The 12472-nt window shown below is 41.4% G+C and carries 9 protein-coding genes and 1 other annotated feature; of the genes, 1 reads left to right on the top strand and 8 read right to left on the bottom strand.

Features of this window, described 5'->3' with window-relative positions; all coding sequences use genetic code 11:
* Nucleotides 1–11: 11 nt before the first annotated feature.
* Complete coding sequence (locus ACQV1I_RS06795) at nucleotides 12–2678, bottom strand: valine--tRNA ligase (RefSeq protein ID WP_094701946.1); 2667 nt, start codon at nucleotides 2676–2678, stop codon at nucleotides 12–14.
* A gap of 61 nt (nucleotides 2679–2739) precedes the next feature.
* Nucleotides 2740–3021: a binding site (T-box leader), on the bottom strand.
* Nucleotides 3022–3159: 138 nt separating this feature from the next.
* Nucleotides 3160–4023, bottom strand: coding sequence for a YitT family protein (locus ACQV1I_RS06790; RefSeq protein WP_094701948.1), 864 nt, complete (start codon nucleotides 4021–4023; stop codon nucleotides 3160–3162).
* Between the two features lie 138 nt (nucleotides 4024–4161).
* Between ACQV1I_RS06790 and ACQV1I_RS06785 the strand changes: the two genes are divergently transcribed.
* Entirely contained in the window at nucleotides 4162–4347 is a 186-nt protein-coding gene (locus tag ACQV1I_RS06785; RefSeq protein ID WP_094701950.1) for a hypothetical protein, read from the top strand.
* 65 nt (nucleotides 4348–4412) lie between these two features.
* On the opposite strand, the gene ACQV1I_RS06780 is transcribed toward ACQV1I_RS06785, so the two are convergent.
* From ACQV1I_RS06780 to hemL, 6 genes are all read right to left on the bottom strand, one after another.
* Nucleotides 4413–5408 carry a phosphotransferase gene (locus ACQV1I_RS06780; protein ID WP_018672265.1) on the bottom strand — a complete coding sequence of 332 codons (996 nt, stop codon included), beginning with the start codon at nucleotides 5406–5408 and terminating at the stop codon, nucleotides 4413–4415.
* Complete coding sequence (locus ACQV1I_RS06775; protein ID WP_116333168.1) at nucleotides 5405–6388, bottom strand: hypothetical protein; 984 nt, start codon at nucleotides 6386–6388, stop codon at nucleotides 5405–5407. Before ACQV1I_RS06775 ends, ACQV1I_RS06780 begins: the two co-directional genes overlap by 4 nt.
* 14 nt (nucleotides 6389–6402) lie before the next feature.
* On the bottom strand, nucleotides 6403–9354 hold the full coding sequence (locus ACQV1I_RS06770; RefSeq protein ID WP_161555054.1) for a LysM peptidoglycan-binding domain-containing protein: 2952 nt from the start codon (nucleotides 9352–9354) through the stop codon (nucleotides 6403–6405).
* A 227-nt stretch (nucleotides 9355–9581) separates the two neighbouring features.
* Entirely contained in the window at nucleotides 9582–10478 is an 897-nt protein-coding gene (locus tag ACQV1I_RS06765) for an NAD-dependent epimerase/dehydratase family protein (protein ID WP_018672768.1), read from the bottom strand.
* Nucleotide 10479: 1 nt separating this feature from the next.
* Nucleotides 10480–10935 (bottom strand): NUDIX hydrolase, encoded by a 456-nt coding sequence (locus tag ACQV1I_RS06760; RefSeq protein ID WP_018672769.1) that lies wholly within the window; start codon nucleotides 10933–10935, stop codon nucleotides 10480–10482.
* A 192-nt stretch (nucleotides 10936–11127) separates the two neighbouring features.
* A complete protein-coding gene (gene hemL, locus ACQV1I_RS06755) occupies nucleotides 11128–12420 on the bottom strand; it encodes a glutamate-1-semialdehyde 2,1-aminomutase (protein ID WP_094701303.1) in 1293 nt (430 codons plus the stop codon).
* Between the last annotated feature and the right edge of the window lie 52 nt (nucleotides 12421–12472).

Genomic DNA, 12472 nt, shown 5'->3' with positions numbered 1-12472 from the left:
AGCAGTCAAGCTTAGGATTCTAGATCAGCTAAACGAGCGATTACCTTTTCACGCTTGTTAGCGTAATCCGCCATTTTTGCTTTCTCTTCCTCAATGACATTTGCGGGAGCTTTTGCCATAAAGCCTGGGTTGTTCAGCTTTTTCTCAATGCGTTCTACTTCTTTATTTAGTGTATCAATTTCCTTCTCCAAACGCTTGCGCTCTTGTTCTAAGTCAAGTAACCCTGCAAGCGGTAAAAATAGCTCTGCTCCAGTGACAACAGCGGACATCGCTTTTTCCGGCGCTTCCAGATCAGTACCAATCACTAGTTTTTCAGGGTTGCAGAAACGTACCAAGAACTCTTCTCCACGTTGTAGACTTTGAAGAGATTGTTGATCGTTAGCCTTGATTACTAGCTCAATTTTTTTGGACATTGGCACGTTTACTTCTGCACGGATGTTACGTACGCTGCGGATAATGTCCATGAGCAAGCTCATTTCTGCTTCTGCATCGTTAAAAGTTAGCTCGCTTTTTACTTGTGGCCAAGCAGCAATAGTAATACTCTCACCTTGATGCGGTAGAGCTTGCCATATTTCTTCCGTGATGAAAGGCATGAATGGGTGTAACAAACGCAACGTCTGATCTAGTACGTATACAAGCACTGATTGAGTTGCTTTTTTGGCTTGTTCATCTGTACCGTACAATGGTAATTTAGCCATCTCAATATACCAGTCACACAAATCATCCCAGATGAAATTGTACAACAGACGACCTGCTTCTCCAAAATCAAAAGCATCCATCAATCGAGTAACATCTGCGATGGTTCCTTGAAGACGGGTTAAAATCCATTTATCAGGAGCAGATAATTCTTTGGTTAAATCGATATCTTCATACGTAAAGTCTTGTAGATTCATCAAAGCAAAACGCGACGCATTCCAGATCTTGTTTGCAAAATTGCGGTTCGCCTCTACTTTTTCCCAATAGAAACGTTGATCATTACCTGGAGAATTACCCGTTGCCAACGTGAAACGTAAGGCATCCGCACCATACTTCTCGATTACTTCCATCGGGTCAACACCGTTACCAAGCGACTTAGACATCTTACGTCCATCGGAATCGCGGATAATTCCGTGGATCAACACATGTTCAAATGGTTTTTCTCCGGTGAATTCTAACCCACTGAAAATCATGCGCGCCACCCAGAAGAAAATGATGTCGTAGCCTGTTACAAGTACGTTAGTTGGATAGAAGTATTTCATGTCTTCTGTTTCATCTGGCCAACCTAATGTGGAGAATGGCCACAAGGCAGAGCTAAACCACGTATCTAAGACGTCATTATCCTGAGAAAGGTTGCTAGAATGACATTTGCAGCATTCTGTGATATCGACGCGGGATACATGCAGCTCGCCACAATCCTGACAATACCAAGCAGGGATACGATGGCCCCACCATAATTGACGGGAAATGCACCAGTCACGAATATTTTCAATCCAGCGTAGGTACGTGTTTTTAAAACGCTCAGGAACAAATGTAACACTGTCTTTTGAGGCAGCATTTTTTAGTGCCTCATCTGCAAGAGGTTGCATGTTAACAAACCATTGTGTCGATAGATATGGCTCAACTACTGCGTCACTTCGTTCACTGTGTCCAACTTGATGGATATGTTCTTCAATTTTAAACATAACGCCTTGATCTTGTAAGTCTTTAATAATTTGCTTGCGACAAGCGAAACGATCAAGCCCTTTATAGGAAGCAGCATTTTCATTCATTACCCCTGATTCATCCATGACAATGATTTGTTCCAAATTATGACGTTGACCAATCTCAAAGTCATTTGGATCATGCGCAGGTGTGATTTTGACCGCACCAGAACCAAATTCAGGGTCTACATAATCATCCGCTACAATCGGAATTTGACGACCTGTAATCGGTAGAACCACCATTTTACCAACCAAAGCTTTATAACGGTCATCCTCTGGGTGAACGGCTACTGCTGTATCGCCCAACATCGTTTCAGGACGAGTAGTAGCCACTTCAATAAAGCCGCTTCCATCAGCTAATGGATATCGCATATGATGCAAAGCACCTTTTACTTCTTTATAAATAACCTCGATATCAGACAAAGCTGTACGAGCAGCTGGGTCCCAGTTAATGATGCGCTTCCCACGGTAGATCAAACCTTTGTCATAGAGGCGAACAAATACTTCACGAACAGCACGTGACAAGCCTTCGTCCATCGTAAAACGCTCGCGTGAGTAATCTAGAGCAAGCCCAAGCTTTTCCCACTGTTCACGGATATGGTTAGCGTAGACATGCTTCCATTCCCATACTTTTTCTACAAATTTTTCACGTCCCAAATCATGGCGACTTACGCCCTCTTCACGCAGATTTGCTTCTACCTTCGTTTGAGTTGCGATACCAGCATGATCCATCCCTGGTAGAAACAGCGTACTGTATCCTTGCATACGCTTAGCACGTGTAATAATATCTTGTAGCGTTGTGTCCAATGCATGACCCAAATGTAGCTTACCTGTTACATTTGGAGGTGGAATTACAATCGTATAAGGAGCTTTCTCTGGATCGCGCTCCGCTTTAAAGAATTCTTGTTCCATCCAGTAGGGATACCATTTGGCCTCCGCTGCCTTTGGATCATAGTTTTTTGGTAGTTGTGCATCAAGAGATGCTTGTTCGTTTGCCATAATCCTACTCCTCCTTATAATTGCACATCATTACATGGGCAAATAAAAAAACTCCTGATCATCAAAGGACGAAAAGGAGTTTGTTTCGCGGTACCACCTTTGTTAACGCGCATTCGTAATCATTCAAATACCTTTTCCACTAAGTAAAGGTACAGAACTCACGCGTTCACTCTAACAAGATAACGGTTTGACGCCGATTCCAACTACTTAATTATATCTCATTTCATTGGAATTGCTCATGGACGACTTTCCATATCCCTACGCCTTAGAGAATCTCGCAGCATAATGATTCTCCCTCTCTGCCAAGGTGGGTTTATGTACTCTTTCCAATCATAGCATTGTATATATAATCGTTTATATACAGCATATTATAGCGAACCCATAATGGTACGTCAAATAGAGAAAAATGTGAGTGCTTAAAAGAAGAAACGAAAGCTGTTTGATTTACCTTCCTCTCTAAATCAGACAACTTTCGTTCATTTTAATGAATGGCTTTTTTCTTAAAGCGACCGCCTTTTACATCATGAATGTTTCCAATGGCTAAAAATGCAGACTGGTCCCATTCTTCTACAATTGATTTTAATTTTGCCTCTTCCAATCTGGTGATTACAGTAAAGATAATCGTCTTATTATCCCTAGAATATCCACCTTCTCCATTTAAATAGGTAACGCCACGTCCCAACCTTGCAAGAAGGGTTTCACCAATTTCTCGATGCTTGTCACTAATGATCCAGACTGATCTGGATTCGTTAAAGCCCTCCAGTGTTACTTCAATCATTTTGTAGGCTATGTAGTAAGCAAGTAACGAGTACATAGCCTGATTCCAACCAAACACAAAACCAGCACTCCCTAAAATAAATATGTTTAGAAACATGATTACCTCTCCAACCGAAAAAGCTGTTTTTCTGTTAAACAAAATGGCTACAACCTCTGTACCATCCAGGGAACCACCATAACGAATGACCAAGCCTACCCCTATACCCAAAAATACACCTCCATAGACAGCAGCGAGAAATGGTTCTCTCGTAACAGCACTGACTGGGTGCAATAAGGTCGTAGCAATCGACATGATCATAACTCCAAACAATGTAGACAGAGCAAATGTTTTACCTATCTGCTTATAACCAATAAGTAGGAAGGGTGCATTTAACAAAAATAAAAAAAGACCTATTGGCCAGCCTGTTAAATGAGTAAAAATAATAGAAATACCCGTAATTCCCCCATCAATGACCTGATTAGGAATCAAAAATTCTTCCAATCCAAAAGAAAAAATCACGGACCCTAGAATGATAAAAAAAGCTCTTTTGAATAGTTGAACCGTATTAATCTTTCTGTGTTCAATCATAAGAACTACATCCTCTTTCCATTTCATTGTTTTCTATATTTTACTGCAATTCATGTAAATAAACGAATCAGAAAGTGCTTCTGGGCTTCACCCTCTATCCTCATTCTGCATACGCTGTTTCAGTAAGGGGTGATCATTATGAATTGGCGACGCTTTAAATACAGTTCTTTTCTGTTTAATTTGAAGACCTCCTATAAACAGTTTCTATTGCCTTTTACAGCCTTTCAGTTTATTAGAACCTTACTATTGCCTACCTCCCTTGATGTATTAATCTTAGGCCTCCTCGCCATTTCTTACGCAGCATTCTCGATGGATTGGCTGTAATCATGTCATGATATGTATCCAACGATCATGCAAAAAACGCCTCCTTTTCCAAGAAGGCGCCTAAATCAAAACGCTTGATTGGTCCATCTATTTAATCTCACCAGCCGATCCAAGTCCTTTTCCAATCGTTTAACTGCATATAGCTCTGTCCATTCATACCGTCTATTATAATAAGACTCCAGATTACGCATGATCCTCTCGGGATATTGTAAAAAATATTGTAGTAGCGAAATCTCTTCTGGCCGAAGGGGGAACACCTCGCTGTACTGTTCAAAAAGATCAGTTGCTGTTTTACTTTCCCCCCCTACCTGAAAATAATTACGTAGCATCATCGTTATATCTCGTACAGGAGTATCGAACACCGTTCGGTCAAAATTTAGTAAACGTATCCTGCCATTCTCATTCATAACAGTATGGCTTGGATGCGGGTAACCATGGATGAGCGATAGTCGAAATTGATTACTTGTTTCGTGGCGTCTTCTCCAAATCCGTAAATTTTCCAAGGCTTGATTAGCAGTGTCAGCGATGAAAGCATGATTTGCCAAAAAGACAACATCAAATGGGGACGCATAATCCCGTTCATTTGCGAGATCACGAAACATAGCTAACTGACGAAGCCAACTTTGCCATCTATTAATTAAGGCATCAACAAGCGGCTCCACCTGTTTTGGATCTTCAATTCGATAATTTTGAGTTAGCTGATGAAACTCCGCCAATCGAACAACTGTACCGGAAGCCCAATTAGACAGATTCGCTTTGGAAATCGAAACACTCTCTTCCCATTCGGATACATAATAAATCTCTTCCCCATGCTTTACATAAGGTTCATCAATTTTGGTATATAAAAGAGGTATAGCACCATCCCAACCTCTTTGCTCCAAATCCCTCAATACGCCACTCACATAGAGTAAACGAGTGGCCGGTGCAGCTGTTTTCTTGCAGGAATAACATCCATTTGAAGTAGTTCCTTTAAAGACTCCCGGAGCTTTAACCAATTCAATTGTTTGTACATGCATATCGTACTCGTAAAACAAGGGGAAGAGTTGATCGTACTGACTCATGACAATTGCCGTCCTCGTTCTGCTCGCTTCGCCAAGCGTTGCAGATGATAATCTAGTTCGCGTTGTCGCAATACTGACTTTTTGACATCCTCCATTGCTTGTTTATCCTCTTTTGTGCTAGCTTGAAGAGTTTTTTCCAACGTTTTCCACAAGTCCTGCGGATAAGCCATAAAAGAAAGTAGTAAACGAAATTCTTCATAGCTCAGTTCTTTTACCTCTTCATATCCATCAAGGAAGGCATCAATCAAAGCTGGATCTCCACCATCCAAAGCAATTTCCTGCAAAAAGCTTGCTGTATCTTTATGCTGAACAGTAAGAGAGGTTTTATAGAAGCCACGTAAAAACACCTTATCGTCAACCATCACCCAATTCTTTCGTGTTAGTTCCTTATGAGAAGCTGCAAGCACTTCCTCCGGTAAAGATACGTCCTTGATCAAGCTAGCACTGCGTTCCATTCGTTCTAAAATTGACGGAAACAAGCTTCCCCATCTATTTCTCTGTCTGACATTCTTTTCTCGTTCCCACTGCTTCAAAAAATTTTTTGTCCGTTCCACCACTTCCTGTGCATGCATTTGCTCACGTTTCAATAATTTTCCACCAATTTGGAGGGCTTGTGCCTGTTGAGCTTGATGCATTTGCGCTGTCATACGACCACATTCCAGCATGTTGTCAAGGGTGTAGGCAATAGGTTCTGCTTCGCTATGGTGATCTGTCAAGCTATACCCTTTTTTATTTGCTACTACATAGGGTTTAGAATCTTTTGTGCGGATAAATCGTTCAACGTTATTAACCCCTTGTCGTGCCATTTGCTCACGCCAGCCAAAAGACCAGCGCATATATTCTACACGAGGCCAAAGCCTCATCTCCTTAATTCCCCTGTTTGTTTCTATTAAATAGTAATCCGCCTTTGATGTAATTTTGATCGTTTTCAATTTATATCGTTTGCAGATGGGGGAAATATCTAATTGCTCCTTAGCCATGCCCTTCTCTCCCCTTATTGCGGAATGTAAAGAATTTGCCCCTCTTCTACCCTATCTGTTGACATTCGATTCGCCTCTTTAATTTTGGTCACGGACAAATCATATCGCTGTGCAATAGAATCTAAGGTATCATTTTTTTGGATGATACACATTTTCAATTTACTGAATTTTTCTGTACGATCCTGAACAAATGAGGTTAGGTTCCCTAATGCATCTCTACGTGAACTACTGCCATCACGTTTAGCTTTCGTTTGTTCTAATGCCTCCTCCTGTTTACTCTCCACACGTTGGTTTTTATTTTTTTCATTTCCATGTAGGTGGGAGAAAATATTGGAAAAATTCATCATTTCATTTTGCTCTTTATGATTGTTTTTTGAACCAATTGCTACTTTCATTTCTTTTTCTTGTTCAACCACTGGGGATGCAACGATTTCCTCTACCGATTTTTCTTCTTCCGCTTCTAGTTGAGCCATGAGAACCGAAGCCTCTTCTTCTGTGCTTAATTCCGTACTGATAGCAGGGGCTTGCAGTTCCTGATCATATTCCGCTGTATGAGCATGCACCCTATTTTCATCCAGGTCGACATGTACTTTGGATGCTTCTGTCGCTCTTTCTGTTGTTGCTTCCTTTTTTGCTGTTTTGGTTATATCTTCTTGATCATCTTCACTACCTTCCCAGTACTTTGCATATGGATCGGGATCAGCGGATAATTGCACTTTAGATTGAGAATGAGGATTCGCTATCCATTCCTCGCGTTGTTCAGTAACAACTTCTTTTGGCTCTGTAGCCATTTCTTGCTGTTTGACAACCGCTTCTTTTGGTTCTGTAACTACTTCTTGATGTTTTACAGCAACTTCTTTTGGCTCTGTATCTACCTCTTGATGTTTTATAGCAGCTTCTTTTGGCTCTGTAGCCATTTCTTGCTGTTTGACAACCACTTCTTTTGGTTCTGTGGTTTCTTCTTGATGTTTTACAACCGCTTCTTTTGGTTCTGTAACTACTTCTTGATGTTTTGCAGCAACTTCTTTTGGCTCTGTATCTACCTCTTGATGTTTTATAACAGCTTCTTTTGGCTCTGCAACTACCTCTTGGTGTTTTATAACCGCTTCTTTTGGCTCTGTAACTACTTCTTGGTGGTTTACAACCGCTTCTTTTGGCTCTGTAACTACTTCTTGGTGTTTGACAGCAACTTCTTTTAGCTCTGTAACTACCTCTTGGTGGTTTACAGCAACTTCTTTTGGCTCTGCAACTACCTCTTGGTGTTTTATAACCGCTTCTTTTGGCTCTGTAACTACTTCTTGGTGGTTTACAGCAACTTCTTTTGGCTCTGCAACTACCTCTTGGTGTTTTATAACCGCTTCTTTTGGTTCTGCAACTACCTCTTGGTGTTTTATAACCGCTTCTTTTGGCTCTGTAGCTTCTTCTTGATGTTCTGAAATCAATGTAAATGGTTCAGACTGCTCAATGTGAGATGGCGCCTCTTTAAAGGTAGCTTCGTATGGAGATTCATGCACCTCCTCTAGAGCAGCTTCATCTTCATCTTCATCTTCATCATCATCTTCAACTTTAACCGGCTCATGATAGGATACAGGTTCTGCATACACACCGTCAGTCCTTACCTCTTGATCTTCCACTGATTCTTCCACATATTCATTAGAAGGTGGTGGCTGAAAAGTAGCTTGATATGGAGATTCAGCCATATATTCCGGTTGGTACTGCATGGCAGAAACAGGTCCGGGTACCGGATTAGGTGGATATGGAGGTGGTTGATAAAACATTTGTTGCGGTGGCGCAAATGGTGGCATCTGGGCAAATGGATATTGTGGTGGTTGCTGATGATGAAACTGTCCTGCTATCGGTTGGAACGGGTTTGGAGGTGGTGGCGCAAAAGGAATTGGGTTCGGCTCTACACCAAACCCATGGCCTGGTCCCTGCCCAAAAGAATTTATTGGATAAAATGGCTGTGTACCGTACGGAGGTGCATATTGCGGGGGCTCTGGCATGGAAATTGGGTGGAATCCATACTCATAAGGTGATTGCTGCCCCATAGATTCTTCTTGTATATTTGAATAAGTTTGATAAGGTACATTACTTGATTGCTCGATTTCTTCAATTTCTTCCCTCTCTGCTTCTTCTTCAGCCTCTGCTTCATAAGCTGCATACTGTGGATGTTGATAACGAAAACGTGTAGCCGAATCTTGATCCCAGCTACTTTGAGCTACATCTCCTTGCTGCATTTCAAATCCCGGAAATGGCTGATATAGTGGGTATGGTTGATATTGCTCTATATCCGCCACCTCATCTATCAATTCTTGTCCTTCGTCGTTCTGTTGTTCCAATTGAGCCTCTACTTCTTTCTCTAAAGCGGTCAGCTTTCGTTCTAGATCATCAATAGTGACATGCTGATATTCATGTTCAGCACTCTCATCTTGAGCTACTTGAATATACTCCCAGGTATCAGCTGATTTATGCGATTGCTGTTCAGCACGTATCTCCTGTTCATTCTTTAGCTGAATTCCAGCTATTTTCAGATCAGCAGTAATAAGTAATTGTTTAGGGCCTTTTATCTCATAGTCAAAACTATCGACAATCCCGTGAATATCAGAAACCTCCTTGGTTCTGGAGATGGGAACAGAGATACTTAATGGTATACGATGCATGATATCCGCTTCTTCATCAGCGAAAAAAACTTCCGTATCTCCTTGTTCCAACTGCAATGGCGTAAATTTCATGGCCGAAACCAAGGTGTCCGTTCCGCCATTCGCTTTTGCATTGGCGTTCTTGGTCGGCACATACTTGCCTCGAAGTTGTAAGGACCCACATATCGTAATCTCATAATCATTTTCCCTTATTTCCAAATCGGGTAATAACTCCAGTTCCCGCAGTTCTTCAATTTCTGGTTTATCTGATGAGAGAAATATGGTCTCTTTCATTTGAAACGATAACAGTCCATCTTGTACAGACACACCTGCTCCTCCTTTCAGCTCCACAAGCATTTCCCTATATCTATATGGACAGAGCAATGGAAATAGAACATGAGAGAAGGATTTGACATAAGGTATACATCTCGCCTACTGATTTTGAAAAAAGTCCCGCAATACCATGATTCGGTAAAACGGGACTTTTATAAATCATAAAGTTCAACCATACTCATTTGAATAGTCATTACGTTTTTCTTTATTATTCCTTCTACCTAACTCTCTTCTTTTTCAAATGTTTTCTTGATTCGCTGAATAAGTGATGGTAACCATTCTTGTAAGGGGACGAATAGAAAGCCTGTCTCCTTTGCCTTTTCATTGCTCATGCACCAAACGGATTGTGATACTCCGAATGGAGACATGTGCTCATCCTCTGTCTCTGACATAATCACGGCTTGTTTACCAGTACTCTCTTCAATCAGGTTGATAAGTCCTTTTAGTGTAATACCCCCGTGGGAGCAAGCATTAAAAGTCCCCTCCAGTTCCTCTTCAGCAGCCCATAGCAAAAAACGTGCTGCTTGATTAGCTGGGATAAATCCAATAGTTGCATCTAGGTTCGGAATTCCGATTGGCCATTGTTTCATCACATGTTCTACGTGAAAATGTAAACGACGCGTATAATCATCGTCTCCCAATACAATCGGAAAACGAATGGCCGCCACAGGAAAAGGAGCTTCTTGAAAGAACACCGCTTCGGCCAAACGTTTGCCTTCCTTATAGGATGTTTCTTGTCTAGTCACATATTGAATAGGGTAGTGATATGGATCAAAATCTTCTTCCGTTACAAATCGGTCTACCTCATCATAGACAGATAACGTAGAGGTAAAAATATAACGAGACACTTTATCAGTAAAAACCTTTATAGCAATTCGAGCATCTTCTGATGCATAGCAAATATTATCAAAAATCATATCAAATTCGTAATCCTCAAATGCAGACAGCATAGACTCCTCATCATAACGGTCGACAATAATTCTCTCTACCTGGTTACCAAATGGGTCTTCGGTAAGCCCGCGATTTGCAAGGGTAACTTTCATTCCCTTATCCAAAAGCTCCTGAACCAACCTTTTTCCAAAAAAACGAGTTCCCCCTAAAACAAGCGCTGTTTGCACACTATACCTCCTTATTTTCAAATCCGTAACTATCAAACCAAATTTCAGATCGACTGACCGATAGCTCAATCGCTTTTTTTATGTACGAAATGGTATTTTGAGGAAGATCGTGAATAGAGAACCATGCTAATTCATCACATTTATGGGGTTCTGCATTATAAATCTCTCCTGACCATTCTGTTGCTGTTACAAAAAAGTCAATACGCTCATCATCTGACAAACGATGCATGATGCCCGTTATCGTTACTTGTTCAGGCTTTAAAGCAATGCCTGCTTCCTCACGTGCTTCACGAATCGCAGCTTCTATCACCTGTTCACCACCATCAAGGTGACCGGCTACAACACTGTAATTACCATCTTCATACCCGGTCTGATACCTTCTTAACAGTAGGATTTTGTTATCCCTTCGCAAAAATATATGCACGGTGACTGGTGCTGTGAAACGTTCTCCTCCCATGTCATTCCTCCTTGGTGTCTCTTTCTTTGTCTTTTATAGAACCCCCTATTTATTATAGCATCTTGCTAGGAAAAGTAGGTGAACTTTGCTTTTTTCAGCAAGTTTTATGAATACAAAAAAACAGATAGATGGACTGTTCCATCTATCTGCTTCACAACCTATATTCCCATTTGAACCAATTAATTTTGTTGCTTAGACTAGAGTAGCCATTGCCCTATAGCTTGCTTGAATGGTCTTTTCAATATCTTCATCAGTGTGCATAACTGAGACGAACATGCCTTCGAATTGGGAAGGTGGAATCATGATACCTTCTTGTAACAACTGTTGGAAATAACGTGAAAACTTATCCAGATCTGCTGTTTTAGCTGTCTCATAATTGACAACTGGGGTATCTGTAAAGAATAAGCATACCATCGATCCAACACGATTTACGGTATGAGGAATTCCTAATTTAGTTGCATTAGCTGCTAAGCCTTCTGCTAGGCGGGCCGAACGAGCATCCAGTTGTTCGTAGACACCTGGCTTACTAAGCTCTGACAATGTAGCAATACCCGCTGCCATTGCCAGTGGGTTACCTGATAAGGTCCCTGCTTGATATACGCTTCCCGCTGGAGCTACATGCTGCATAATTTCACGTTTACCTCCGTATGCTCCAACTGGCAACCCTCCACCAATTACCTTACCCATCGTGGTTAAGTCTGGTGTGATGTTATATAAGTCTTGCGCACCACCACGGGCTACACGGAATCCAGTCATCACTTCGTCAAAAATAAGGACTGTACCATGTTTTTCCGTAATACTACGCAATTCCTCTAAAAAGCCTGGTTGAGGTGGCACAACACCCATATTTCCACCAATTGGTTCTACAATAACAGCTGCTATTTCATTGCCGAATTTTTCAAAGGCAAGACGTACACTATCAACGTCATTATACGGTACCGTAATGGTATTTACTGCAATTGTTTCAGGCACACCAGGGCTATCCGGCAATCCTAATGTGGCAACACCCGAGCCAGCTTTAATCAGCAAACTGTCCGCATGGCCATGATAACAGCCTTCAAATTTCATGATTTTGTCTCGTTTCGTGTACCCACGAGCTAGGCGAAGTGCACTCATTGTTGCTTCTGTCCCTGAGTTTACCATTCTCACAACTTCTACTGAAGGGACAATGTCGCACACTAGCTTGGCCATCGTGGTTTCACGTTCTGTAGGTGCTCCAAAACTAGTACCAAGCAAAGCAGTTTCACTAATCGCCTGCAATACTTTTGGATGAGCATGTCCCAAAATCAAAGGTCCCCAAGAGCCAATATAATCAATATAAGTATGCCCATCTACATCGGTAATACGGGACCCTTCCCCTTTTTCCATATAAATAGGATTGCCCCCTACGCTTTTAAATGCACGCACTGGGCTATTAACCCCACCGGGAATGTATTCTACCGCTTCTTTATGTAATTCGATTGATTTAGTAAATTGTCGAGTCATTCCACTCACCCCATTAATATCTGTTATAGTGAAACTGTTAGAAAAAACGCTT

Origin of the sequence: Brevibacillus sp. JB24b (genome assembly GCF_051713385.1) — a bacterium.
In the GTDB taxonomy this organism is placed as follows: domain Bacteria; phylum Bacillota; class Bacilli; order Brevibacillales; family Brevibacillaceae; genus Brevibacillus_B; species Brevibacillus_B laterosporus.
This window is presented reverse-complemented; position numbering and strand designations above follow the sequence as displayed.